The organism is Citrobacter sp. Ct235 (genome assembly GCF_030332305.1).
Taxonomy (GTDB): Bacteria; Pseudomonadota; Gammaproteobacteria; order Enterobacterales; family Enterobacteriaceae; genus Citrobacter_A; species Citrobacter_A telavivensis.
On sequence record NZ_JAOWIC010000049.1, the window covers coordinates 535907 to 560390 of the forward strand.

At 54.8% G+C, this 24484-nt stretch carries 23 protein-coding genes; 6 read left to right on the forward strand and 17 right to left on the reverse strand.

Annotation, left to right across the window (positions count from 1 at the left end; translation table 11 throughout):
- Nucleotides 1-2 precede the first annotated feature (2 nt).
- The 3 genes from pdxH to pdxY all read left to right on the forward strand — a co-directional run bounded on the left by pdxH (nucleotide 3) and on the right by pdxY (nucleotide 2987).
- Nucleotides 3-659: a pyridoxamine 5'-phosphate oxidase gene (pdxH, locus tag OGY35_RS19725; protein ID WP_046480507.1), complete on the forward strand. Its 657-nt coding sequence runs from the start codon at nucleotides 3-5 to the stop codon at nucleotides 657-659.
- Nucleotides 660-785: 126 nt separating this feature from the next.
- Nucleotides 786-2060, forward strand: a complete 1275-nt coding sequence (gene tyrS / locus OGY35_RS19730; protein ID WP_042319202.1) for a tyrosine--tRNA ligase — start codon at nucleotides 786-788, stop codon at nucleotides 2058-2060.
- Nucleotides 2061-2126: 66 nt separating this feature from the next.
- On the forward strand, nucleotides 2127-2987 hold the full coding sequence (pdxY, locus tag OGY35_RS19735; protein WP_152404823.1) for a pyridoxal kinase PdxY: 861 nt from the start codon (nucleotides 2127-2129) through the stop codon (nucleotides 2985-2987).
- 48 nt (nucleotides 2988-3035) lie between these two features.
- Here pdxY and gstA read toward each other — a convergent pair whose 3' ends face one another.
- The 12 genes from gstA to blr all read right to left on the reverse strand — a co-directional run bounded on the left by gstA (nucleotide 3036) and on the right by blr (nucleotide 13387).
- On the reverse strand, nucleotides 3036-3641 hold the full coding sequence (gstA, locus tag OGY35_RS19740) for a glutathione transferase GstA (protein ID WP_152404822.1): 606 nt from the start codon (nucleotides 3639-3641) through the stop codon (nucleotides 3036-3038).
- A 105-nt stretch (nucleotides 3642-3746) separates the two neighbouring features.
- Nucleotides 3747-5252, reverse strand: a complete 1506-nt coding sequence (dtpA, locus tag OGY35_RS19745) for a dipeptide/tripeptide permease DtpA (protein WP_152404821.1) — start codon at nucleotides 5250-5252, stop codon at nucleotides 3747-3749.
- Nucleotides 5253-5860: 608 nt separating this feature from the next.
- The gene (nth, locus tag OGY35_RS19750; RefSeq protein WP_286633197.1) at nucleotides 5861-6496 is read right to left on the reverse strand and encodes an endonuclease III; all 636 of its coding nucleotides are present in this window, start codon (nucleotides 6494-6496) and stop codon (nucleotides 5861-5863) included.
- Entirely contained in the window at nucleotides 6493-7191 is a 699-nt protein-coding gene (locus tag OGY35_RS19755) for an electron transport complex subunit E (RefSeq protein ID WP_046480516.1), read from the reverse strand. The genes nth and OGY35_RS19755 overlap by 4 nt, the downstream gene beginning before the upstream one ends.
- Before the next feature lie 3 nt (nucleotides 7192-7194).
- Complete coding sequence (gene rsxG / locus OGY35_RS19760) at nucleotides 7195-7815, reverse strand: electron transport complex subunit RsxG (protein WP_152404819.1); 621 nt, start codon at nucleotides 7813-7815, stop codon at nucleotides 7195-7197.
- Between the two features lie 3 nt (nucleotides 7816-7818).
- Nucleotides 7819-8877 (reverse strand): electron transport complex subunit RsxD, encoded by a 1059-nt coding sequence (gene rsxD, locus OGY35_RS19765; RefSeq protein ID WP_286633198.1) that lies wholly within the window; start codon nucleotides 8875-8877, stop codon nucleotides 7819-7821.
- Entirely contained in the window at nucleotides 8878-11016 is a 2139-nt protein-coding gene (gene rsxC / locus OGY35_RS19770) for an electron transport complex subunit RsxC (protein WP_286633199.1), read from the reverse strand.
- Nucleotides 11009-11587 carry an electron transport complex subunit RsxB gene (gene rsxB / locus OGY35_RS19775; protein WP_286633200.1) on the reverse strand — a complete coding sequence of 193 codons (579 nt, stop codon included), beginning with the start codon at nucleotides 11585-11587 and terminating at the stop codon, nucleotides 11009-11011. The genes rsxC and rsxB overlap by 8 nt, the downstream gene beginning before the upstream one ends.
- On the reverse strand, nucleotides 11587-12168 hold the full coding sequence (rsxA, locus tag OGY35_RS19780) for an electron transport complex subunit RsxA (protein WP_005121199.1): 582 nt from the start codon (nucleotides 12166-12168) through the stop codon (nucleotides 11587-11589). Before rsxA ends, rsxB begins: the two co-directional genes overlap by 1 nt.
- A gap of 76 nt (nucleotides 12169-12244) precedes the next feature.
- The gene (locus tag OGY35_RS19785) at nucleotides 12245-12685 is read right to left on the reverse strand and encodes a DUF2569 domain-containing protein (RefSeq protein ID WP_286633201.1); all 441 of its coding nucleotides are present in this window, start codon (nucleotides 12683-12685) and stop codon (nucleotides 12245-12247) included.
- 78 nt (nucleotides 12686-12763) lie between these two features.
- Complete coding sequence (ydgT, locus tag OGY35_RS19790) at nucleotides 12764-12979, reverse strand: transcription modulator YdgT (RefSeq protein WP_012905703.1); 216 nt, start codon at nucleotides 12977-12979, stop codon at nucleotides 12764-12766.
- A 282-nt stretch (nucleotides 12980-13261) separates the two neighbouring features.
- Nucleotides 13262-13387: a division septum protein Blr gene (gene blr, locus OGY35_RS19795; RefSeq protein WP_178826111.1), complete on the reverse strand. Its 126-nt coding sequence runs from the start codon at nucleotides 13385-13387 to the stop codon at nucleotides 13262-13264.
- 241 nt (nucleotides 13388-13628) lie between these two features.
- On the opposite strand from blr, the gene OGY35_RS19800 reads away from it, so the two are divergent.
- Entirely contained in the window at nucleotides 13629-14669 is a 1041-nt protein-coding gene (locus OGY35_RS19800) for an oxidoreductase (protein WP_046480531.1), read from the forward strand.
- A gap of 39 nt (nucleotides 14670-14708) precedes the next feature.
- Here OGY35_RS19800 and add read toward each other — a convergent pair whose 3' ends face one another.
- The 3 genes from add to malX all read right to left on the reverse strand — a co-directional run bounded on the left by add (nucleotide 14709) and on the right by malX (nucleotide 18589).
- On the reverse strand, nucleotides 14709-15710 hold the full coding sequence (add, locus tag OGY35_RS19805) for an adenosine deaminase (protein WP_286633202.1): 1002 nt from the start codon (nucleotides 15708-15710) through the stop codon (nucleotides 14709-14711).
- A 103-nt stretch (nucleotides 15711-15813) separates the two neighbouring features.
- On the reverse strand, nucleotides 15814-16986 hold the full coding sequence (locus tag OGY35_RS19810; protein WP_286633203.1) for a MalY/PatB family protein: 1173 nt from the start codon (nucleotides 16984-16986) through the stop codon (nucleotides 15814-15816).
- Nucleotides 16987-16996: 10 nt separating this feature from the next.
- On the reverse strand, nucleotides 16997-18589 hold the full coding sequence (malX, locus tag OGY35_RS19815; RefSeq protein ID WP_152404811.1) for a PTS maltose transporter subunit IICB: 1593 nt from the start codon (nucleotides 18587-18589) through the stop codon (nucleotides 16997-16999).
- A gap of 176 nt (nucleotides 18590-18765) precedes the next feature.
- Between malX and OGY35_RS19820 the strand changes: the two genes are divergently transcribed.
- Entirely contained in the window at nucleotides 18766-19794 is a 1029-nt protein-coding gene (locus OGY35_RS19820) for a Mal regulon transcriptional regulator MalI (protein WP_286633204.1), read from the forward strand.
- A gap of 26 nt (nucleotides 19795-19820) precedes the next feature.
- Here OGY35_RS19820 and OGY35_RS19825 read toward each other — a convergent pair whose 3' ends face one another.
- Together OGY35_RS19825 and manA are read right to left on the reverse strand one after the other, a co-directional pair.
- A complete protein-coding gene (locus tag OGY35_RS19825; protein ID WP_286633205.1) occupies nucleotides 19821-21302 on the reverse strand; it encodes a YdgA family protein in 1482 nt (493 codons plus the stop codon).
- A gap of 101 nt (nucleotides 21303-21403) precedes the next feature.
- The gene (manA, locus tag OGY35_RS19830) at nucleotides 21404-22579 is read right to left on the reverse strand and encodes a mannose-6-phosphate isomerase (RefSeq protein WP_286633206.1); all 1176 of its coding nucleotides are present in this window, start codon (nucleotides 22577-22579) and stop codon (nucleotides 21404-21406) included.
- A gap of 217 nt (nucleotides 22580-22796) precedes the next feature.
- Between manA and fumB the strand changes: the two genes are divergently transcribed.
- Nucleotides 22797-24443 carry a class I fumarate hydratase gene (gene fumB, locus OGY35_RS19835; protein ID WP_152404807.1) on the forward strand — a complete coding sequence of 549 codons (1647 nt, stop codon included), beginning with the start codon at nucleotides 22797-22799 and terminating at the stop codon, nucleotides 24441-24443.
- Nucleotides 24444-24484 lie beyond the last annotated feature (41 nt).

Consider the following 24484-nt stretch of genomic DNA (forward strand, 5'->3'; position numbering starts at 1 on the left):
CCATGTCTGATAACGACGAATTGCAGCAAATCGCGCATCTGCGCCGTGAATATACCAAAGGCGGTCTGCGCCGCCGCGATCTTCCCGCTGAGCCGTTAACCCTTTTCGAACGCTGGCTGGCTCAGGCATGTGACGCCAGACTGGCGGATCCCACCGCCATGGTCGTGGCGACCGTTGACGAAAATGGCCAACCTTATCAGCGTATTGTGTTGTTGAAACACTACGATGAAAAAGGTCTGGTGTTCTATACCAACCTTGGCAGCCGCAAAGCGCATCAAATCGAAAAAAATCCACGGATCAGCCTGCTGTTTCCCTGGCATATGCTGGAGCGTCAGGTGATGGTGACCGGCAAAGCCGAGCGCTTATCGACGCTGGAAGTGGTGAAGTATTTCCACAGTCGTCCACGTGACAGCCAGATAGGTGCCTGGGTCTCGAAACAGTCCAGCCGCATTTCCGCGCGCGGGATCCTCGAAAGCAAATTCCTCGAACTGAAACAGAAATTCCAGCAAGGTGAAGTGCCGCTGCCCAGTTTCTGGGGCGGATTTCGCGTCAGCATTGAGCAGATGGAGTTCTGGCAGGGCGGTGAACACCGACTGCATGACCGCTTTTTATACCAGCGTGAAAATAACGCATGGAAAATTGACCGTCTCGCGCCATAAACCCGGAAAATTGTTGTTTTAAGCGCTAGCGCTGTGTGCGCCAGCGCTTTATTCTATAGAGCTTTCGCGTCTGGCGAAAAGTCGTGTACCGGCAAAGGTGCAGTCGTTTTATACATGGAGATTTTGATGGCAAGCAGTAACTTGATTAAACAATTGCAAGAGCGGGGGCTGGTCGCCCAGGTGACGGACGAGGAAGCGTTAGCAGAGCGACTGGCGCAAGGCCCGATCGCGCTCTATTGCGGCTTCGATCCTACCGCTGACAGCTTGCATTTGGGGCATCTGGTTCCATTGTTATGCCTGAAACGCTTCCAGCAGGCAGGTCACAAACCTGTGGCGCTGGTCGGCGGCGCGACCGGTCTGATTGGCGACCCGAGCTTTAAAGCCGCCGAGCGTAAACTGAACACCGAAGACACCGTTCAGGAGTGGGTAGACAAAATCCGTAAACAGGTTGCTCCGTTCCTGGATTTCGACTGCGGCGAAAACTCCGCTATCGCGGCGAACAACTATGACTGGTTCGGCAACATGAACGTGTTGACCTTCCTGCGCGATATCGGTAAGCATTTCTCTGTAAACCAGATGATCAACAAAGAAGCGGTGAAGCAGCGTTTGAACCGTGACGATCAGGGGATCTCCTTCACCGAGTTCTCCTACAACCTGTTACAGGGTTATGATTTTGCCTGCCTGAATAAACTGCATGGTGTGGCGCTGCAAATCGGGGGTTCCGATCAGTGGGGTAACATTACTTCCGGGATCGACCTGACGCGTCGTCTGCATCAGAATCAGGTCTTCGGTCTGACCGTTCCGCTGATCACTAAAGCCGACGGCACCAAGTTCGGGAAAACCGAAGGCGGCGCAGTATGGCTGGATCCGAAGAAAACCAGTCCGTACAAATTCTACCAGTTCTGGATCAACACGGCGGACGCCGACGTGTATCGTTTCCTGAAGTTCTTCACTTTCATGGACATTGAAGAGATCAATGCGCTGGAAGAAGAAGACAAGAACAGCGGCAAAGCGCCGCGTGCCCAATATGTGCTGGCCGAGCAGGTCACGCGTCTGGTGCACGGTGAAGAAGGTCTTATCGCGGCAAAACGCATCACGGAGAGCCTGTTCAACGGCACGCTGAGCGATTTGAGCGAAGCGGACTTCGAACAGCTGGCGCAGGATGGCGTGCCGATGGTTGAAATGGAAAAAGGCGCTGACCTGATGCAGGCGCTGGTAGATTCAGAACTGCAGCCGTCTCGTGGTCAGGCGCGTAAAACCATTGCGTCAAACGCGATCACCATTAATGGTGAGAAGCAGTCAGATCCGGAATACACCTTCGTCGAAGGCGATCGCCTGTATGGCCGCTACACGCTGCTGCGTCGCGGTAAGAAGAATTACTGTCTGGTGTGCTGGAAGTAATCGAAAGTCAGCAGGGGCGTGGGAAACCACGCCCCTTTCTATTTTCAGGGTTGTGGTAAGCAAAAAATGAAGAATATTCTCGCCATCCAGTCCCACGTTGTTTTTGGGCATGCTGGCAATAGTGCCGCGGAATTCCCGATGCGCCGCCTCGGTGCCAACGTCTGGCCCCTCAATACGGTTCAATTCTCTAATCACACGCAATACGGCAAATGGACAGGCTGCGTCATGCCGCCATCACATCTGACCGAGATCGTGCAGGGCATAGCTGATATCGATCAGCTGAAGCGCTGCGATGCCGTGCTGAGCGGTTACCTGGGTTCTGCCGAGCAGGGCGAGCATATTCTGGGGATCGTGCGTCAGGTGAAAGCGGCCAACCCGGCGGCGAAATATTTTTGTGACCCGGTGATGGGACATCCGGAGAAAGGCTGCATCGTCGCCCCGGGCGTCGCCGAATTTCATGTTCGTCACGCGCTGCCAGCAAGCGATATTATTGCGCCGAATTTGATTGAGCTGGAAATCCTCTGCGAACACGCGGTGAACAGTGTGGATGACGCCGTTGTCGCCGCCCGCGAGTTAATCGCACAGGGACCGGAGATCGTGCTGGTAAAACATCTGGCGCGCGCGGGTTACAGTCAGGATCGTTTTGAAATGCTGCTGGTCACTGTTGATGACGCCTGGCACATCAGCCGTCCGCTGGTGGATTTCGGCACACGCCAGCCGGTCGGCGTTGGCGATGTAACCAGCGGGTTGCTGTTAGTGAAGTTGTTGCAGGGGGCGACAAACCAGCAGGCGCTGGAGCATGTCACTGCGGCGGTGTATGAGATTATGATTGCCACCAAAGCGATGCAGGAATATGAACTACAGGTGGTTGCCGCACAGGACAGGATCGCGCAACCAGAGCATTACTTCAGCGCCACACAACTCTGACCCACTTGCCGGATGAGGCGACTACCGCCGCCATCCGGCACAATTCGCTTATTGTAACCCTTCAGCTTTCAGCGCCGCCGCAACGCCCGGACGCTCAGCCATGCGCTTCATATACGCCGCGATATGCGCCAACCCATCCATATTGAGCTTCACCGCGTATGCCCAGCGCAGTACGGTGAAAAGGTAGGCATCTGCGATAGTGAAACGCGATCCGCATATCCACTGTCCCTCTTTGAGGGAAGCATCAACGTACTGCATCTTCTTCTCCAGCAGCGCACGAACGGTCGGTTTGTACTCTTCCGGAGTATCAGGGCGAAACAACGGGGTGAAGCCTTTGTGCAGCTCAGTTGCAATGTAGTTAAGCCACTCCAGCGTCTTATAGCGCGAGATGCTGCTCACGGGCGCCAACAACTGGCGGTCAGGAACGCTATCGGCGAGGTATTGCATAATCGCCACGCCTTCGGTTAACAGCGTGCCGTCATCGAGCAGCAGGGCGGGAACCTGTCCTTTCGGATTGACCGCGAAAAAATCATCACCGTTTTCCAGACGCTTCTTCATCAAATCCACACCATCCAGCGTGAAATCTTTCCCACTCTCGCGAAGGGTAATATGGGAAGCAAGAGAGCAGGCGCCTGGCTTGTAGAACAGTTTCATCGATAACTCCTTTCAACTGAGGTTTAACGTATCCTGGTTCGGGTTCAGGCAAAAAAAAAGCTGCTAACGCAAAGTTAGCAGCTTCATTACGCGTTTCCCAGAAATTTACGCGGTAGCGGTCTTGGACGCTTTCTCGCCTGGTTCGTCGTCCTGAGTCATGCGGTTCAGTTTCGGCGCCGTCAGCAGCATCAGAACAGCGATCACGGCGGTCGCCACGCCAATCTGCAGGAACACGCGACCATACACTTCCAGAGACATCAGCGGATCGGTCACATTTTCAGGAACCGCCATCATGCTGGCGACATAACCGCCAATGATGTTGGCACCGGCGGTGGTCAGGAACCAACTGCCCATGATGAAGCCCATCAGACGCTGTGGAACCAGCTGTGCCACCATGGCCAGACCCAGACCGGAAATCATCAGCTCACCGATACTTTGCAAGCCGTAGCAGATGATCAGCCAGTTAACGGAAACGATACCCGCATCGGTCGCGAATTTTGCTCCCAGCGGCAGGATCAGGAACGCGCCTGAACACAGCACCATACCAATGGCAAACTTAGTTGGCATCGGCAGAGTGTCACCCATCTTGTTATAGATAGCCGCGAGGATAGGGCTACCAATGATGATCCAGAACGGGTTCAGCGCCTGATACTGTTCAGGTTCGAATGCAATGCCAAGAATAGAGTGCTCAACGTTACGAATAGCGAAGAAGTTCAGCGACGTCGGCATCTGGCTATACAGTACGAAGAAGATGATAGCTTCCAGCATCAGAATGAAGGCCACAATCATTTTACGACGAGCGGCACCCTGCATGGCGAACGCTTCTTTACCGAAGATAAAGACGATACCAAGTGCGATCACGCCCAGCACCATACGTGCGATTTGTTGGTTATGCAGCAGCCAGGTCGCAATTGCGATCAGCGCGACAACACCGACGATGGTCAGCAGCAGGTTGCGGATGTTGATAGGTTCGAAGTCAGGTTTAGAACCATAGTTTTTCACCCAACGCTGGCAGAATGCGAAGTTTACTACGGTTATCAGCATACCGACGACGCTCAGCGCGAACGCGGTGCTCCAGCCGTAATGCGCGGCCAGCCACGGTGTTGCCAGCATAGAGAAGAATGAACCGATATTGACGGACATGTAGTACATCGTAAAGGCGCCATCAAGACGCGGGTCATCTTTCGCATAGCAGGTCGACAGCAGAGAGGACGGGTTAGCCTTAAACAGACCATTACCGACGGCAATGGCGGCCATCCCCATATAAACGACACCGGCGTCGTGTCCGGACCATGCCACCAGTGCATAGCCGATAGCCAGTACCACCGCACCGAGCATAATGACGCGCTTGGTACCCAGAACTTTGTCACCTAACCAGCCACCAATGGCGACCAGACCGTAAACCAGGGCGCTAAAGGATGAGAAAAGAGTGATTGAATCCGCTTCAGACATACCCAGTTGTTTAACAAGGTAAACGGCCATAATTCCTTGTAAGCCGTAATAACCGAAACGCTCCCAGAGCTCAATCGAGAAGATGAGATAGAACGCCTTCGGTTGTTTGAAAGCGTTAAGACTGACGCTTTCCGTTGGTTTCTTGTTTGCAGTAGACACTTTAACCTCTTTTTTTACATCCCATATTAACGGGGGTGTTCTGTCACGTGATACCTCTTGGGTAGCCGTGAAATTGTTATAGTGGGAGGGGAAACGGCGAGTAATGTTCACTATCTTGCACTTTCAGACAAGTCCTTTGTAATACTCTGTTACATATATATTGAATGGTGGATTCCACGGGGTGGGCAAATGTTATCTAGCGTTAAATTTTATTAATTGAGTAATGGCAGTTTATTACGCTGTCACATTGCCCTGAAAATGGTTGTATGGCGATATGTTCTGCTATTTGTCGGATAATGTAGTGATAAAGGCCAGCATCTAAAAAATAGCCAGTGTAATGTTTTGTGTATAAAAACTGACGCATTGTCATCTGAATGCAAAGTTAACCAAAATGAACAGAAAAATTTACATAGAGTTATCACTATGATCGAGATCACAATTGGATAGAAATTTTCGTTATTAAAAAAAGGATTAACCTGAATAAGTGCTTATAGCCAGGATGAATCATTTGTATAAGACGTAGAAAGCGGAATCATTGACGGATTGGGAAGAAAGAAGTAGAGGATAACAAAAAGTGATGGCTGGACAATGTTACCAGCCCCTGGCGGTCAGATATCCACCTTCTCTTTGAATTCACAGAGATCTTCAATGATACAGGAACCACAGCGCGGCTTACGGGCAATACAGGTATAGCGCCCGTGCAGGATAAGCCAATGGTGGCAGTCGACCTTAAATTCCGCGGGAACCACCTTCAGTAATTTCTCTTCCACCTGCTCAACGTTTTTGCCCGGTGCAAACTGGGTACGGTTACACACGCGAAAGATATGCGTGTCGACGGCGATGGTTGGCCAGCCGAAGGCGGTATTCAGCACAACATTCGCCGTCTTGCGGCCCACGCCCGGCAGCGCTTCAAGCGCCGCACGATCTTCTGGCACCTCGCCATGATGCTGCTCAAGCAAAATACGGCAGGTCTTAATCACGTTCTCGGCTTTGCTGTTAAACAGGCCGATCGTTTTGATGTAGGACTTGACCCCTTCAACGCCGAGCTCCAGCATCGCGGCGGGGGTATTTGCAACCGGATAGAGTTTCGCCGTGGCCTTGTTCACGCTGACATCCGTCGCCTGCGCCGACAGCAGCACCGCGATCAACAGCTCAAAGGGGGAGTTGAAGTTCAACTCGGTGGTCGGATGCGGATTGTTCGCGCGTAATCGGGTTAATATTTCTAACCGCTTTGCTTTATTCATGAGGCATTCCCTGGTTCACCGGAGGGCAACTCCGTCGCGACAGCCGCACTGGCGCGGCGCTTTTTCATCTTTTCATCAATGAGATATTTCACCGCCAGCATGAGTCCCAGCCCAATAAATGCGCCAGGCGGTAACATTGCCAGCAGGAAAGGAGAGTCGGTGTGGAAAATTTCCACGCGCAGCACCTTTGCCCAGTTGCCGAGCAGTCCGTCCGCCCCGTCAAACAGCGTCCCGTTACCGATTATCTCGCGCAGGGAACCCAGCACAAACATAGCGCCGGTTGCCCCCATCCCAATGGAGAAGCCGTCCAGCGCCGACAGCGCCGGACCCTTTTTGGCGGCAAAGGCTTCAGCGCGTCCCACCACAATGCAGTTGGTCACGATCAGCGGGATAAAGATCCCCAATGACTGGTAAAGACCAAAGGCATAGGCGTTGATCAGCATTTGTACCGCACTGACCACCGAGGCGATGATCATCACGTAAATCGGGATACGAATTTCGGCTGGCGTCCAGCGGCGCAGCGCGGAGATAGTCAGGTTGGTCAGCGTCAGCACCAGCGTGGTGGCAAGCCCCAGCCCGAGGGCATTGGTGGCAGTCGAGGTGACCGCCAGCAGCGGGCACATCCCCAGCAGTTGCACCAGCGCGGAGTTATTTTTCCACAATCCCTGAACGATGACGTCTTTAATTTCACTCATGACTTACTCTCCGCAGGCCGGAAGTTGAGGCAGTTGCGCAGGCAGCGTTTGGGCATACAGCCCTGCACGCTTGACGGCATTGACCACCGCGCGCGGCGTAATCGTTGCCCCGGTAAACTGATCAAAATCTCCGCCATCTTTTTTCACGGCCCAGTGGCTGTCGTTGTCACCCTGAATCTTTTTACCGCTGAAACCGGTTATCCAGTCTGACAGGCGCAGTTCAATTTTATCGCCCAGCCCAGGCGTTTCATGGTGTTCCGTTACACGAGTGCCCAAAACCGTGCCGCTGAAGTCGGCACCGACCAGCAACTGAATGGCGCCAGAATAGCCATCCGGCGCCGTTGTCTCAAGCACGGCCGCCACGGGCGTACCGTCCTGCTCCGCAATATAGACGCGATGCTCGCCTTTCCCCAGTGCGGGCGCGCTGACCACGAAGCAGCGATCCTGCAAACGGTTATTATAGCGATCGGCAGGCAGAACCTGATCAAACAGCGCCTTTTGCTGAATGGCCGCCTGCTCATCAATGGTGGTTTTGGTCATCAGGTTGATGGCGGCAGTCAGTCCAGTCGACCCCGCCGCAAACAGCGCCAGGGTGATGCCATGTTTACGAATCGTTTTCAGCATGGATTATCCTTTGCGGTGTCCGTACACGCGCGGACGCGTGTAGTAGTCAATCAGCGGGACCGTGATATTGGCCAACAGCACGGCAAAGGCCACGCCATCCGGATAGCCGCCGAAACTGCGGATTAACCACACCAGCAAGCCTGCCAGCGCGCCAAACACCAGACGACCGCGATTGGTCGTCGACGCCGTCACCGGGTCAGTCAGAATGAAGAATGCGCCGAGCATCGTTGCCCCGGAGAGCAGATGAATTTGCGGGGAGGCGAGCGTCTCAGGCGCAAATAGCCAACCCAGCGTCGCGCAGACGGCTAATGAGAGCAGGAAGCTAACCGGAATATGCCAGCGAATAGCGTTTTGTTGCAGCAGAAAAACACCGCCAGCCAGCCAGGCCAGGTTGACCCACTGCCAGCCCGCACCGGCAAAGATGCCGCTGTAAATGGGGTATTGCATGATCTGCTCAACAGAATGACCGGCATGCAGGGACGTTTTGAAGGTGTCCAGCGGCGTGGCCTGGCTTATCCCGTCAATCCCCATGCGCAGCGTATGCATGTCGCCCCCGCCGGTGGTCTGTCCGGTAAAGATGATCTGCAGGGCATCGAGCAGTCCTGGCGTTGTGGCGGCAATATCCTGTGGCGGTAACCAACTGGTCATCTGCACCGGGAAAGAGATAAGCAGCACCACATAGCCAATCATCGCCGGGTTGAACGGGTTTTGTCCCAGACCGCCATACAGCTGTTTGGCGATGATCACCGCGAATACCGTACCGAGGATCACCATCCACCAGGGCGCGAGCGGGGGAATACTGACGGCAAGCAGCAGACCGGTCAGTAGCGCGGAGTTGTCCTTTAAAATCGCCACTACCGGTTGCTTACGTAATCTGAGCACGGCGGCTTCAGCCAGCAGCGCACTTGCGCAGGCGAGTACGATCTGCAACAGAGTTCCCCAGCCGAAAAACCACCATTGCACGGCAATTCCCGGCACGGCGGCAAGTAAGACCAGCAGCATAATGCGCGACGTTTGACGCTGATTATGCGTGTAGGGAGAGCTTGCGATTCTGAATACCATTTAATCCTCGTTAACAACCTGCTGCTGAGCGTCTCTTTTGGCTTTTGCCCGTGCTATTGCGGCGGCGACGGCGGCTTTACGCGGATCCACCGGTTCATCCGACGCGGCGGGTTTACTGCTGGCTTGCTGCTCCTGCTTGCGCGCCTTTGCGCGGGCAATAGCGGCTTCGACGGCGGCTTTACGCGAGTCCACCGGTTCATCCGACGCGGCGGGTTCGCTGCTGGCCTGCTGCTCCTGCTTGCGTGCCTTTGCGCGGGCAATAGCGGCTTCGACGGCGGCTTTGCGCGAGTCCACCGGTTCATCAGACGCAGCGTGTTCGCTGCTGGCCTGCTGTTCCTGTTTGCGCGCCTTTGCGCGGGCAATAGCGGCTTCGACGGCGGCTTTACGCGGATCCACCGGTTCATCAGACGCAGCGTGTTCGCTGCTGGCCTGCTGTTCCTGTTTGCGCGCCTTTGCGCGGGCAATAGCGGCTTCGACGGCCGCTTTGCGCGGATCGGTGTCAGTAGCGGTGGCGTTCCCGGCCTGTTTTGCTCGTGCCAGCGCTTTACGCGCTTCACGAGCCGCAATCACCGCGCTATTGTCCGGCGTTTCACCTGCTTTAATCATTACTGGTTGCGTCGCCTGAGCCTGTTTCTCTTTAACGCGAGCCAGGGCGGCGGCAATGGCATCCTGATCCTTCGCCGCTGGCTGTACGGCGGCTTTCTTATGACGTTCCAGACGCGCGGCTTTCTCACGCTCCAGGCGAGCCTGACGCGCTTCGAAACGCGCTTTGGCTTCCGCCGCGCGCTTTTCTTCCTGGCTTATTGCATAAAGCTCCGCTTTTTCCTGACGGAAATATTGCACCAGCGGAATGTTACTTGGGCAGACCCAGGCGCAAGCGCCACACTCAATGCAGTCGGCAATGTTATGCGCGGTGGCTTTGTCATGCTGCTGTCCTTTACTGAACCAGTAAAGCTGCTGGGGCAGAAGATCGGCCGGGCAGGCGTCGGCACAGGCGCTACAGCGAATGCAGCCTTTCTCTTCCTGCGGCTCGCCCATTTCCGTTGCCGACGGTGCCAGCAAACAGTTGGTTATCTTCACCACCGGGACATCGAGCCACGGCAGGGTGAAGCCCATCAATGGGCCGCCCATGATCACCATCTGATCGGCAGAAGGGCAGAAACCCGCATCATTTAGCAGATGGCGTACCGGCGTACCGAGTCTCGCCCAGACGTTACCCGGACGACTGACCGCTTCACCGGTGAGGGTCACAACGCGCTCGGTAATCGGTTCGCCGTCAATAATCGCACGTTTAACCGCATACGCCGTGCCGACGTTTTGCATCAGTACGCCGATGTCGGAAGAACGACCGCCGTGCGGAACCTGTTTTCCGGTCAGGATTTGGGTAAGCTGCTTTGCCCCGCCCGAAGGGTATTTCGTTGGGATCACGCGCAGCGCGATATCCTGCGCGCCGGCCAGCACCGCACGCAGCATTGAGATCGCCTGCGGTTTGTTATCTTCAATACCAATAAGGATTTCACGCGGTTGCAGAATATGCGCCAGAATGCGGATACCCTCGACGATCTGCGCCGCACAATCCTGCATCAGACGATCGTCGGCGGTGATATAGGGTTCACATTCCGCGGCGTTGATGATCAGCGTTTGAATTTTGTCGCCGCCGCCCTGTAATTTATTCCCGGTCGGGAAACCGGCTCCGCCCAGCCCGGCGACGCCGAACTGATGAATGCGGGCGATCAGGGCGTCGCGACTCTGCGAACGGTAATCCTGCCAGCCTTCACGTTCAATCCAACGGTCTTCACCGTCGGCATCAATGATTACGCTCAGCTCGGCTAATGCTGAAGGGTGCGCCGTCGAGTGGGGCGCAATCGCCACCACCGTCCCGGAGGTAGGCGCATGAACCGGGAGCATTCTTCCCCATCCACGGGTTAGCGGCTGTCCGCGCAGTACATGCTGCCCTTCGGTGACGCACAGTTCCCCTTCAGCACCGATATGCTGTTTGAGCGGAATAACGAAACGCTGCGCGAGGGGAACCTGGCGCAGCGGCGTGCCGTTTGACTGTGTTTTCATTTCCGGCGGATGGATGCCGCCGTTGAAATCCCAGATCTTATCTTTTCTGAAAGCAGAGAATAACTTAAGCATGTTGTTCCACGGGGATAATACGCACGGGGATCGTGTTCAAATTCCACTTCCAGTTGTCAGGCGTTTCGGCGACCGGACGCAGTTCAATGCAGTGAGTCGGGCAGGGGTCAACGCAGAGATTACAGCCCGTGCACAAATCACTCATCACCGTGTGCATGGCGCGCGTAGCGCCAATAATTGCGTCCACTGGACAGGCCTGAATACATTTGGTGCAGCCAATGCAATTAGCTTCATCAATTACCGCCAGCATGCGAACCGGCGCAACGTCTTGTTCATCGCCATCAATCGGTTGGGGATCGACGTTCAGCAGTTCCGCAATTTTCAACATGACCGCTTCGCCGCCGGGCGCACAACGGTTAATTTTTTCACCCTGGCCACCAATCGCTTCCGCGTAGGGGCGACAGCCAGGATAGCCGCATTGCCCACACTGGCTTTGCGGCAGAATTTCATCAATCTTTTCAACGACAGGATCATCCTCCACCGCGTAACGACGGGAGGCATAACCCAGGATAGCGCCGAACACCAGACCCAGCAGGCTCACGGCGGCAACGGCAATCCAGATAGCATTCATTACAACTTCACCAAACCACTAAAGCCCATAAAGGCCAGAGACATTAACCCGGCGGTAATCAGCGCAATGGCGTTACCGCGAAACGGAGCTGGCACATCCGCGACGGCGAGACGCTCGCGAATCGCCGCAAACAGCACCATCACCAGTGAGAAGCCGACAGCGGCGGAAAAGCCGTACAGTGCCGACTGCAAAAAGTTGTGGCCGAGATTGATATTCAACAGCGCCACACCGAGGACCGCACAGTTGGTGGTGATAAGTGGCAAGAAGATCCCCAGCAGACGATAGAGCGCCGGGCTGGTTTTGCGCACCACCATTTCGGTAAATTGCACCACGACCGCGATAACCAGAATAAAGGCCAGCGTACGCAGATAAATGAGATCGAGCGGAATCAGGATCCAGGTGTCAATCAGCCAGGCGCAGATTGAAGCCAGCGTCATCACAAACGTGGTCGCGAGCCCCATCCCCATCGCGGTTTCCAGTTTTTTGGAAACGCCCATAAAGGGACAAAGACCCAGAAACTTAACCAGTACAAAGTTATTGACCAGTACAGTTCCGACAAACAGCAGCAGGTAATCAGTCATTTTTCGGCCTGAAATAAAAAAGCCGCCTATTATCTGACAATCTACAGCAGGCGACAACAGGTTAACTGTAGGGTTATTACGGATTCACAAAGGTGGTTTTCACACGTACTGAGCGCTTGAAATAGGGCACTAACAGTGCCGCCGCCAGCAGCGGAAATAGCAACTGGCGTACCGCGAGTGCGTCGGGTACCGGCGAAAAAGCAAAGGCTTTAACCGCCAGTAAGACGGAGACCAGTAGCCAGATAATATAATGTTTCGGAACACTGCGTCTGCGCTTAAAGAACGCAATCGTCAACCACAGGGTGTAATACCACATGGCGATCGCGGTGAGAAAAGAGACGCCCCACAACAGCAGATTGCCGGTACTTTGCTCTGCCAGCATCGCAAACGTTTTGGGAGAGGCGAGTGCTGTAGCATACAGAAACAGGGCCAGCGAGGCACTCATCAAGGCGACTAAAAGCCAGGCCAGCGGGCCCAGTAACCAACCGCCAATGCGCTGTGCCGGTGTTGTGGTCATAAAATCTCCGGAATTGCCATATGTACCGTTCTTTTTGGGGCGGTTATTATAAAGCTTTTACCGGCAAGCGCTACTTTCTTATTGCACGTAGCGCCAGACTGATTTCGGTACCTGGCCAACATCAAAAAGGCGACCGCCGGAGACCAGTTCAGCGCGACGGTGATCGGCAGCGCGATACATATTGATAATGTCCTGGTCATCGGTAAGGGTGTAGTGCAGATGGTCAAACAGTTTTTCCAGACTTTCGAGCGAGCTAATTTTGCGAAATTTTAATAAATAATCCTGAACAGTCATAAACAGGGATCCCTATTATAAAAATAAAGCCTACGAGTCGTGAACGTAAATAAACCTTTCCGGCGAAAAGAACCGGCAGGCAAATGTCAACAAAGTATTTTCTTAAGTGGTGTTTGACGTGTCAGACGACACCAGAGCGAAGGGTAACGCGCTTCGCTATGACTGGCAATACGCGCAGAGGCAGGAAGCCGCACAATCCGCTTTTTCAGATAATTTTTACGGCTTTTTCTGCAATCAACAGGGGAAAACAGACCTTCCAGGCGACATACGTCGCCTGGCACACTATTTCTGCTGAATAGCGGCGGTCGGTTCGGGAGGCTGATAATTATCAATATGATTAGCGACGCCGAGGAGCACCACAGAGACTGCGAGAACCACCCAACCAGTTAATTCAATAAGACGATCGATGACTGACGACATTTGCGTTGTTTTATCCTTAAATACAGGCAGCAGATGTTACTTAGCAATAATTATCCCGGCAAGTGTTTTGGGAACGATTTCAGTGACTTTATATCGACAAAATGCGCGAAAGTGACATTTATTTGACTTAAGTTAAATAACGACCTTTCTTGCAGCGGGGTGAGTAAACTATTGTTAGTGGTTTATGGATAGTGTGAAATAGTCGCAGACTGAAACGAGAGGCATAGATATGAGTGACAACATCCGTGTAGGACTGATTGGCTACGGATACGCCAGTAAAACGTTCCATGCTCCCCTGATTGACGGCACACCGGGACTGGAGCTGGCGGCAGTATCCAGTAGCGATGCAGCGAAAGTGAAGGCGGACTGGCCTTCCGTGGCCGTTGTCTCTGAGCCGAAGCATCTGTTTAATGACCCCAATATCGATCTGATTGTCATTCCTACCCCCAACGATACCCACTTCCCGTTGGCCAAAGCAGCGCTGGAAGCCGGCAAACATGTGGTGGTGGATAAGCCCTTCACCGTGACACTGTCACAAGCTCGTGAGTTGGATGCGCTGGCGCGCAGCCTGGGACGGGTGCTTTCTGTTTTCCACAATCGCCGCTGGGACAGTGACTTTTTGACCCTGAAAGCGATGCTGGCAGAAGGCGTTCTGGGTGAGGTCGCCTATTTCGAATCGCATTTCGATCGCTTTCGTCCGCAGGTCCGCGACCGCTGGCGTGAGCAAGGGGGGCCGGGGAGCGGTATCTGGTACGATCTGGCTCCGCATCTCCTTGACCAGGCGATCAATTTGTTCGGCCTGCCTGTCAGCATGACGGTAGATTTAGCGCAGTTGCGTCCGGGGGCGCAGTCAACGGACTACTTCCATGCCACGCTTTCCTATCCACAGCGTCGGGTTATTTTGCACGGTACGATGCTGGCCGCGGCGGAATCGGCACGTTACATCGTGCATGGTTCGCGCGGCAGCTATGTGAAGTATGGTCTGGATCCGCAGGAAGAGCGCCTAAAAAGCGGGGAACGTCTGCCACAGGAAGACTGGGGCTATGATATGCGTGATGGCATCGTCACACGCGTTGAGGGCGAAACGCGGGTGGAGGAGACCTGGCTGACCGTGCCGGGGAATTATCCGGCGTATTATGCCGGGATCCGCGACGCGCTGAATGGTAACGGCGAAAACCCGGTACCGGCGAGCCAGGCCATCCAGATCATGGAATTGATTGAGCTGGGCATTGAGTCGGCGAAGCATCGTTCGACGTTATGTCTTGCCTGATGTCTGAAAGGCCCGATGAAATTCATCGGGCCTTTATCTTTATGCCGTTGCGACTTTTTCACGCAGCGCCTGTTTTTCCGCTGCGCTCAGGAAGGCGCTTTCCAGCCCGTTGATCTGCGCCTGACGAATCTGCTCACGGCTCAGTCCCGCTGCCGGTGCCGCGACCGTATATTCGTGAATAATATCCACCCCCTGGACCGCCGGGTCGTCAGTATTCAGGCTGGCGAGGATGCCGTGCTCCAGGAACGTCTTCAGCGGATGGACGGATAACGACGCCACGGTGCTGGTTTGAATATTTGACGTCAGACAGGATTCGATTCCAATACGCTGTTCAGCGAGGAAATCCATCAGCGCGGGATCCTCTACCGCTTTTACGCCGTGACCGATACGTTCCGCACCCAGTTCGCGAATGGCCTGCCAGATGCTTTCCGGACCGGCGGCCTCACCGGCGTGCACCGTAATATGCCAACCGGCATCACGGGCTCGGTTGAAATGGGACAGGAACAGACTGCCGGGGAAGCCCAGTTCATCACCGGCAAGGTCGAGGGCGGCTATCCGATCGCGGTGCGCCAGCAGTGCTTCCAGTTCTTGCAGGCAGGCGGCTTCGCCGAAGGTCCGGCTCATGATGCCGATCAGTTGCGCCTGTACGCCAAAGGTTTGGCAGCCTTCACGCACGCCGGCAATCACGGCTTCAACCACGCCAGCGACCGGCAGCTGATGCGTCATTGCCATGTAGCCTGGGGAAAAACGCAGCTCAACATAGTGCAGGCCATTACGCGCGGCGTCTTCGATGTTTTCAAAAGCCACGCGGCGACAGGCGTCAAGGGAGGCTAAGACCTTTACGCCCCAGTCCAGTTTCGACAGAAAGCTGACGAGATCGGGTTCTGTGGCTGTCACCTGCACATGAGGGATCAACGCTTCAAGGGTTTGTGCGGGGAGGGGCAAATTGAACTGGCGGCCAAGATCCAGAATGGTTTGTGCCCGGATATTTCCATCAAGGTGGCGATGAATGTCAGTTAACGGCAGGGAAGTATCAATCATGGTCGCACTCATTATTCGAATATAAAAGTGCGCTCTATTATAAAAACAAAAGCAGGGGAAAAGCTATGTTGCGCAATGATTAATTCCATTGCGCAACAGGCTGTCAGCGTATTGAGCGGATTGCGTTAATTAACCCGTTCACCCCTTTTTCCAGTTTTGAACGGGGACAACCGGCATTCAGGCGCACAAAACCGCGTCCTTCATCACCGTAGGTGTAGCCGGGCATGATGGCGACTTTTTCCTGCTGAATCAGCGCATTCTGCAATGCGCTATCGTCAACGTTCAACGCCCGCAGGTCAATCCATGCGAGATAGGTCGACTGAGGCATCTGCCAGTTGAGTTCAGGAAATGCGTGGTTCAGCGTATCCGCAACGTAGCGCAGATTGTCCCTGAGATACTCCCGCAGCGCATCCAGCCACGGCGCGCCCTGTTCGTAGGCTGCAATGTGCGCAGTCAGCGCCAGCACGGCGGGAGACGACAGGCCATCGCGGCCTTTTAGCGCACTCAGATACGCATCGCGACTGTCAGCGTTTTCGATCAGTCCCCAGGCGCCGGTCAGCGCCGGAATGTTGAAGCTCTTGGAGGCGGACGTGAACAGCGCCCAGTGGTCGCGTGCTACGTTGCTCCAGGGAATATGCGGCTGTTCGCCCCAGACCATATCCATATGAATCTCATCAGATATCACCCGCACGCCGTGACGCTGGCAGCGTTCCGCCATCGTCTCCAGTTCTTCGCGCGTCCAGACTTTACCAGTTGGGTTATGCGGACTGCACAGCAGCAGAATTTTACTTTCCGGGCGAGCCAGCGCCGCATCCAGTTTGTCCATGTCGCAATGCCAGCCGCCATTTCGCTGCTCCAGCGCCACCGGCACAACGTGGCGCTCATTGCCTTCGATGGCCTTATAAAAGGCATCATAGGCCGGAGTGTGAAGCACCACACCGTCGCCGACAGAAGACCACTGGCGGATGAGCTGCGACACCATATAGATTACAGAAGGGCCATACACCAGCGACCCGGTATCAATGGGCGTGTTGTGACGCCGGGCAAACCAGTGGGCGATCGCGCTGAGAAACGCATCATTCTTCCAGCGACTGTAGCCCAGTACACCATGTGCGAGGCGCTGATTTAGCGCCTCCAGGATGCAGGGAGCCGTCGCGAAATCCATATCAGAGATGGTAAACGGCAGCAGGTCGGCGGTACCGAAACGATCGGCCACGTAATCCCATTGCGTGCACCACGTACCGTGACGGTCGACAACCTGTGAAAAATCAAACATGCGCGTGTCCTTATGCCTGAACCGTATTCATCAGGCCTGCCATTTCGTCTTTAACCGACTGGACCTGCGGACCAATCACCACCTGTAGGTTATGCTGATTCAACTGCACAACGCCAATGGCTCGGTTATCCTTCAGCGCCTGCACGTTCACCTGCGACATATCTTTAACAGAAAGACGCAGCCGGGTAATGCAGTTATCCAGACTGACGATGTTATCAGCACCGCCCAGCGCGGCCAGAATAGCAGGAACGTTATAACCCGATTTTCCCGGCGTTCCGGCAACGGCTTTTTCGAGCGTGCTGGCGATTTCACTGTCACGACCCGGTGTTTTGAGGTTAAAGCGGGTGATGGCGAAGCGGAAGATGGCGTAGTACACCACGAACCAGACTGCCGCCACGACCGGTACCAGATACCACTTGGTCGACAGCCCGTGCAGGATCCCAAACACCACAAAGTCGATAATATTGCCGTCGGTATTACCGATAGTCACGCCCAGTACCGACATCATGGTAAAGCCCAGACCGGTCAGTAACGCGTGAATAACATAGAGCACCGGCGCGACAAACAGGAACAGGAACTCCAGCGGTTCAGTCGTGCCGCCAACGACGCAGGCAATCAACCCTGAGATCAGCAGTCCTTTGATCTTGTGACGGTTCTCCGGACGTGCGCAATGGTACATCGCTAACGCTGCACCCGGCAAGCCGCCGAGGAACGCCGGCATTTTACCCTGTGACAGGAAGCGGGTGGCGCTTTCCGAGAAGCCCTGCGTGGTCGGACAGCTCAACTGTGCCTGGAAAATAGTCAGTGCGCCGCTCACCGAATGACCACACACTTCCTGGGTGCCTCCGGCGTCGGTAAAGCGAATCAGCGCCACCAGAATGTGATGCAAACCAAACGGCAACAGCAGGCGTTCGCCCGTACCAAACAGCATTGGACCAAAGTCACCCGCGCTGTTAATCATATGGCCCAGGCCGCTGATTCCCATCGCGAAAACCGGCCACACCAGCGGGATCACCAGACCGACCAGACCCATCACCACCGAGGAGACGATCGGGACAAAGCGGGTGCCGCCGAAGAACGCCAGCGCATCCGGCAGGCGGATGTTATGGAAACGTTCGTGCAGCATCCAGACGATGATACCGGCGATTACCGCGCCGAGGATCCCGGTGTCGATGGACTGGATGCCGAGGATATTCTGGATGTTGTTGGCTTTCAGTACTGCCGCATCGGTGGTTGGCAGAATACCTTTCGCGGTCAACCAGAAGTTGACGGCGAGGTTCATAACCGCGTAACCGACAAAACCGGCGAACGCCGCAACGCCTTTGTTTTCGCGCGCCAGTCCGAGCGGGATAGCAATACAGAACATCACCGGCAGGAAACTAAAGGCGAAGGAGCCCACTTTGCTCATCCAGGTAAAGATGGCCTGTAGCACCGGATTACCCAGTGCCGGAAGCAGGGTGATCACATCGTGGCTGCTTAACGAACTGCCAATCCCGAGCATAATCCCGCAAAACGAAAGCAGTGCCACGGGCAACATAAACGTTTTCCCCAACTGCTGGAAAAACTCCCACAACGTAATTTTTGGTGTTGTCTTCGCCGTCATCTAACGACTCCTTGTGCAAATCCATTGGTAATGAGCAAATTTGAGCAAGAAGATAAAACGTTTTACCATTTTTTAGTGCGGTGAGAGTCACATTATCAGCGGATGATTACGCGTATAAATATAAGTTATAGATAAAACGTTTTATCTGTCACATTATCAGGGAGTCCGGCGTTTTTATGGCTATAGCCAAAAAAATCACTATTCACGATGTCGCCCTTGCGGCAGGTGTCTCCGTCAGTACGGTTTCACTGGTGCTCAGCGGCAAGGGCCGCATTTCAACCGCCACCGGCGAACGGGTGAATGCGGCAATAGAACAACTGGGTTTTGTGCGTAACCGTCAGGCCTCGGCGTTACGGGGTGGGCAGAGCGGCGTGATCGGACTGATTGTCCGCGATTTGTCGGCGCAGTTTTATGCGGAACTGACGGCGGGGCTAACGGAAGCGCTGGAAGCACAGGGGCGGATGGTGTTTTTACTGCATGGCGGTCAGGATGGCGAACAACTGGCCCAGCGCTTTGCCATGTTACTGAATCAGGGCGTTGACGGGGTGGTGATCGCCGGGGCGGCTGGCAGTAGCGACGATCTGTGCGTGATGGCGGAAGAGAAGGGCATTCCGGTGGTTTTTGCCTCGCGGGCCAGCTATCTGGATGATATGGATACCGTGCGTCCGGACAACATGCAGGCCGCGCAACTGTTGACCGAGCATCTGATTCGCCACGGTCATCAGCGCATCGCCTGGCTGGGTGGGCAGAGTTCTTCATTAACGCGTGCGGAACGCGTCGGCGGCTACTGTGCGACGCTGCTGAAATACGGTTTACCGTTTCACAGCGACTGGGTGATGGAGTGCGCGTCCAGCCAGAAGCAGGCCGCCGAGGCAATCGGCGCGTTACTGCGGCGCAATCCAACCATCAGCGCCGTGGTGTGCTACAACGAAACCATTGCGATGGGGGCGTGGTTTGGTCTGATGCGGGCGGGGCGGCAGAGCGGTGAAGTGGGTGTCGATCGCTACTTTGAACAACAGGTCTCGTTAGGCGCCTTTGCTGACGTGGCGGAAAACGCACTGGACGATTTGCCGATTGTCTGGGCGACGATACCGGCCCGGGAAATGGGGTACAGCCTGGCGGAGCGCATGCTGCAACGTCTTGCACACGAAGAGAGTCACTCCCGTAATCAGACGCTGTCTGCGCGGCTGGTGGTGCAAAAATAAACCCCTCCGTAGAGGGGCTTTAACGATTATTGCTGCGGCAATACCATACCAAACATCGCGACAAACTCTTCCAGCGGCATCTTCTTACCGTTTAAGGTCACCTGACCGCTAGCGTACTGCAGGCTGGTGCCAATGGTGTTGTCCTCAAGGGTGGTAATGCGGAACATCTGTCCCATTGCGGCCAGCCCCTTCACCTGCTGGTTGGCAAGCTTAGCCGCTTCATCCTGTTGATAACCTTCGAGTCGGGCAACCTGGGTCATGAACTCAACGGCCATGTCCACCGGAATCGACAGCTTACCGTCGAACGATTTCACAGAGCGATCGACTTCGTCAGCCAGCGTCTGCGGCTCGCCCTGTGCGGTGGACGGATCCTTCAGGAACAGAGATACATTCAGCGCGGTTTCGCCTTTGGCATTTTTCCAGCTCAGCGGTGCAATGGTGATCGTCGGTTCGCCTTTCATCAACAGCGGCAGGGCACCGAAGAAGGCTTCGGTCACTTTCTGCTGATACAGTTCCGGGTTATCCGCTATGTCCGGTTGAGATAACAGCGCCTGGGTCTGGGCGTTATACTGCTGGCTGAACTGATGCCAGGCCGCGCCGTCAATCTGGCCCACTTTCAGCGTCAGCTTGCCGCTGCCCAGATCCTGATTCTGAACCTTCAGGCTGTTCAGGACGTAATCCAGCTGGCTGTTGATGGTTTTACCGTCATCCACGAGATCGGTTTTACCGCTGATCTCCATGCCTTCCAGCAGCGCCATCTCTTTGCCTTCCACGGCGAGCGCTACTTTCCCAATCGTGACTTTCTGGTTGCCGACGCGCTCACCGAAGCTGGCAAGCGTGCTGGAACCTTCTGTTTTCAGGTCATTAAAGGAGACCTGGACCTTCTGATCGTACTCATTTACTGCATCGACCAGACCGCTCTTCGCCTCACCGGAAAGGGATACCACTTTTCCTTCTTTATCAGCATTGAAGATAAAGTCGCCGCCGCTGAACGCGACTTTCTCAGCCCCTTTCTCATAGTTCAGCGGTTTCAGCGACAGTGCGGAACGGGTATCGCCGCTATAGCTAATACGAGAATTGACCTCAAAAGGCGTTTCACCTTTCGCCATCTCAAAGAGCGGTTTGCTGACGTCGTTGTTCACCAGAGTGGTTTTCACCGAAGCCATCGACGGCAGGAGATTAAAGGTTTTCAGTTGGGCAAACGGGAAGGGACCGTGATCGACGGATTCATCAAGCACCACGCTCTGGCCCGCTTTCAGCCACGGATTCTCTTTTCCCGCCACCGGCTTAAGCACTAACTGTAACTGGCTACTGAATACGCCACGCTGATAGTTCTGATAAGCGAGTTCCACGTTTGCTTCCGGTGCGGTGAGTTTAATCTGCGCATTGGCCTGGCTGACCATCTCAGCAAGATGGGTTTCCAGCTTCTTACCTGTGTACCACGCACCGCCTGTCCAGACGACGCCGAGTGCGACGATCACACCTGCAGCTACCAGCGATTTTTTCATATTGTTTGTCCATAAAATGAAGCCAGGCGGTAGGGAGCGCCCGGCAAAGTCATAAGCCCTTTACAAGCTTAGCAAGAGTTACTACAGAATTCAGTAAGTTGCTAGAGTTTGTTGTAAACCCGCGCCACACGGCCCACGCCACTCATGCTCACCGGCGACTCTTCGGCGCTGATAAACGCCGATTCCCCCGGTTTAAGTACCAGACTCTGTTCGCCTTTGCTCAACACCGCTTCGCCTTCAACGCAAAACAGGATCGCCGCGCTTTGCTGGTCAATCGTCGTCTCTTCGGCTGACAGAGCGTGCAGGGAGAACGCGAAATCATCCACCGGGATAGGGAAATCGAGTTCCGCGCCGTTTTTCACCGGCGTGGTCAGTAACTGGTTTGCCGGTTTTGCGTCGAACTTAACATTGGCGACCAGTTCCGGGATGTCGATGTACTTCGGTGTCAGACCCGCACGCAGCACGTTATCGGAGTTCGCCATGACTTCCAGCGCCACGCCCTGCAAATAGGCATGCGGCGTTTCGGCGAACAGGAACATCGCTTCGCCAGGATTCAGTTTCACCACGTTCAGCAACAGAGGCGAGAAGAGACCGCTGTCGTCCGGGTAAAATTCTGCGATAAGGCGGATAGTCTGCCACGGTTCGCCCTGTTGGGTTTCCAGCGCCGCTTTCAGAATCGCCAGCGCCCGGGATTTCTCTTCGCCCTGCATACTCAGCAGACCGGCAAACAGCTCGCTCAGACGCTCAGCGTTGGGGTGTTCCAGGAAATGGGCGATGGCGATGTGCGCGCCAGCCACCGGTTGCAGCAGTGAAACGATTTCAGAGAATTCGCGGAATGCGTTCATGGCAAGGAACGGGGTCAGGGCGAAAACCAGTTCCGGCTTATGGTTCGGATCTTTGTAGTTGCGCTCTGCGGCATCCATCGGGATACCGGCGGCATTTTCTTTAGCAAAGCCGATTTCAGAATTACGCTTGTTTGGGTGTACCTGAATGGACAGCGGCTGCGCAGCACACAGCACTTTAAACAGGAATGGCAGCTCCCCGAAGCGCTTTGCCACGGCATCGCCGAGCAAGGCGGATTGCCGACTGTCGATCGCGTCACGCAGCGACACAATGCGTCCGCTGGCATCTTCAATCTTCGAACTGCTCTTCGGGTGTGCGCCCATCCACAGTTCCGCCATGGGTAACTGCTGCGGATTCGCCAGACCATAGAGTTCCGTCAGCGCTGTTTTACTTCCCCAGGCGTAGTTCTGCACGGAGTTGATGAGTTTTTGCATGTTCAATGCCCTGTTGCAAGTTGGAAATCAGTGAAAACTTAATTCGACTATTAAAGCAAGAAACCTGTGGGAAGTAACCTGTGGGCGCAAAAAGTCGTACTTGTCTCAGTTTTTGTTAAAAAAATGTGTAGGATAGTGTAACTCGCTTTTAACGAGGGCAATGGAACATCTGCCCTGAAGCCTAAGAAAATCAGACCGAGCAGTAAGTGAGAGAACAATGTCAAACAAACCCTTTCATTATCAGGATCCTTTTCCCCTTAAAAAGGATGATACCGAATACACCCTGCTGACCAGTGAATATGTTTCCGTCGCCGAATTTGAAGGACAAGAGATCCTCAAAGTCGACCCGCAAGCGCTGACGCTGCTCGCGCGCCAGGCCTTCCATGACGCTTCATTTATGCTGCGTCCTGCGCACCAACAGCAGGTTGCCGATATTCTGCGTGACCCGCAGGCCAGTGAAAACGACAAGTATGTGGCGCTGCAGTTCCTGCGTAACTCCGACATCGCGGCAAAAGGTATTCTGCCAACCTGTCAGGACACCGGCACGGCGATAATCGTCGGGAAAAAAGGCCAGCGCGTCTGGACCGGCGGTGGTGATGAGGCGGCGCTGGCGCGTGGGGTGTACAACACGTACATCGAAGATAACCTGCGCTACTCGCAAAATGCCGCGCTGGATATGTATAAAGAGGTGAATACCGGCACCAACCTGCCTGCGCAGATTGACCTCTATAGCGTCGATGGCGATGAGTACAAATTTCTTTGCATCGCGAAGGGCGGCGGCTCAGCGAACAAGACCTATCTCTGGCAGGAAACCAAAGCGCTATTAACACCGGGCAAGCTGAAAAACTACCTGGTCGAGAAGATGCGCACGCTCGGAACCGCAGCCTGTCCGCCATATCATATCGCTTTTGTGGTAGGCGGGACGTCGGCGGAAGCGAACCTGAAGACCGTGAAGCTGGCGTCGGCAAAATACTATGACGAACTGCCGACGGAAGGAAATGAGCACGGTCAGGCGTTCCGCGACGTTGAGCTGGAAAAAGAACTGCTGCTGGAAGCGCAAAACCTCGGCTTAGGCGCACAGTTTGGCGGCAAATACTTTGCCCATGATGTTCGCGTGATCCGTCTGCCGCGTCACGGCGCGTCTTGTCCGGTCGGGATGGGCGTCTCCTGTTCGGCGGATAGAAACATCAAAGCGAAGATCAACCGCAAAGGCATCTGGATCGAAAAACTGGAGCACAATCCGGGTAAGTACATTCCTGAAGAACTGCGTAAAGCGGGCGAAGGGGAAGCGGTACGCGTGGACCTGAATCGTCCCATGAAAGCGATCCTTGAACAGCTATCGCAATACCCGGTTTCGACTCGTCTTTCCCTGAACGGCACGATTATCGTTGGTCGTGATATCGCGCACGCTAAATTGAAAGAGCGGATGGATAATGGCGAAGGGCTGCCGCAGTATGTGAAAGATCACCCGATTTACTACGCGGGTCCGGCGAAAACGCCGGAAGGCTACGCCTCCGGTTCACTCGGTCCGACTACCGCCGGGCGTATGGACTCGTATGTCGATCAGCTTCAGTCGCAGGGTGGGAGTATGATCATGCTGGCGAAAGGTAACCGCAGTCAGCAGGTGACCGATGCCTGTCAAAAACACGGCGGATTCTACCTCGGCAGCATTGGCGGTCCGGCAGCCGTTCTGGCGCAGGGCAGCATCAAGAGCCTGGAGTGCGTGGAATATCCGGAACTGGGAATGGAAGCTATCTGGAAAATCGAAGTCGAAGATTTCCCGGCCTTTATTCTCGTTGACGATAAAGGAAACGATTTCTTCCAGCAGATTCAGACGTCGCAGTGCGCACGCTGCGTTAAGTAACGTCAGCCGCCCTTCGGGGCGGTTTTTTTATCGCACAAACC

What these genes read in the sequence shown, in the direction of transcription:
- pdxH (WP_046480507.1), top strand. Translation starts at nt 3, where the DNA reads ATGTCTGATAACGACGAATTGCAGCAAATCGCGCATCTGCGCCGTGAA.
- tyrS (WP_042319202.1), top strand. Translation starts at nt 786, where the DNA reads ATGGCAAGCAGTAACTTGATTAAACAATTGCAAGAGCGGGGGCTGGTC.
- pdxY (WP_152404823.1), top strand. Translation starts at nt 2,127, where the DNA reads ATGAAGAATATTCTCGCCATCCAGTCCCACGTTGTTTTTGGGCATGCT.
- gstA (WP_152404822.1), bottom strand. Translation starts at nt 3,641, where the DNA reads ATGAAACTGTTCTACAAGCCAGGCGCCTGCTCTCTTGCTTCCCATATT.
- nth (WP_286633197.1), bottom strand. Translation starts at nt 6,496, where the DNA reads ATGAATAAAGCAAAGCGGTTAGAAATATTAACCCGATTACGCGCGAAC.
- OGY35_RS19755 (WP_046480516.1), bottom strand. Translation starts at nt 7,191, where the DNA reads ATGAGTGAAATTAAAGACGTCATCGTTCAGGGATTGTGGAAAAATAAC.
- rsxG (WP_152404819.1), bottom strand. Translation starts at nt 7,815, where the DNA reads ATGCTGAAAACGATTCGTAAACATGGCATCACCCTGGCGCTGTTTGCG.
- rsxD (WP_286633198.1), bottom strand. Translation starts at nt 8,877, where the DNA reads ATGGTATTCAGAATCGCAAGCTCTCCCTACACGCATAATCAGCGTCAA.
- rsxC (WP_286633199.1), bottom strand. Translation starts at nt 11,016, where the DNA reads ATGCTTAAGTTATTCTCTGCTTTCAGAAAAGATAAGATCTGGGATTTC.
- rsxB (WP_286633200.1), bottom strand. Translation starts at nt 11,587, where the DNA reads ATGAATGCTATCTGGATTGCCGTTGCCGCCGTGAGCCTGCTGGGTCTG.
- rsxA (WP_005121199.1), bottom strand. Translation starts at nt 12,168, where the DNA reads ATGACTGATTACCTGCTGCTGTTTGTCGGAACTGTACTGGTCAATAAC.
- OGY35_RS19785 (WP_286633201.1), bottom strand. Translation starts at nt 12,685, where the DNA reads ATGACCACAACACCGGCACAGCGCATTGGCGGTTGGTTACTGGGCCCG.
- ydgT (WP_012905703.1), bottom strand. Translation starts at nt 12,979, where the DNA reads ATGACTGTTCAGGATTATTTATTAAAATTTCGCAAAATTAGCTCGCTC.
- OGY35_RS19800 (WP_046480531.1), top strand. Translation starts at nt 13,629, where the DNA reads ATGAGTGACAACATCCGTGTAGGACTGATTGGCTACGGATACGCCAGT.
- add (WP_286633202.1), bottom strand. Translation starts at nt 15,710, where the DNA reads ATGATTGATACTTCCCTGCCGTTAACTGACATTCATCGCCACCTTGAT.
- OGY35_RS19810 (WP_286633203.1), bottom strand. Translation starts at nt 16,986, where the DNA reads ATGTTTGATTTTTCACAGGTTGTCGACCGTCACGGTACGTGGTGCACG.
- malX (WP_152404811.1), bottom strand. Translation starts at nt 18,589, where the DNA reads ATGACGGCGAAGACAACACCAAAAATTACGTTGTGGGAGTTTTTCCAG.
- OGY35_RS19820 (WP_286633204.1), top strand. Translation starts at nt 18,766, where the DNA reads ATGGCTATAGCCAAAAAAATCACTATTCACGATGTCGCCCTTGCGGCA.
- OGY35_RS19825 (WP_286633205.1), bottom strand. Translation starts at nt 21,302, where the DNA reads ATGAAAAAATCGCTGGTAGCTGCAGGTGTGATCGTCGCACTCGGCGTC.
- manA (WP_286633206.1), bottom strand. Translation starts at nt 22,579, where the DNA reads ATGCAAAAACTCATCAACTCCGTGCAGAACTACGCCTGGGGAAGTAAA.
- fumB (WP_152404807.1), top strand. Translation starts at nt 22,797, where the DNA reads ATGTCAAACAAACCCTTTCATTATCAGGATCCTTTTCCCCTTAAAAAG.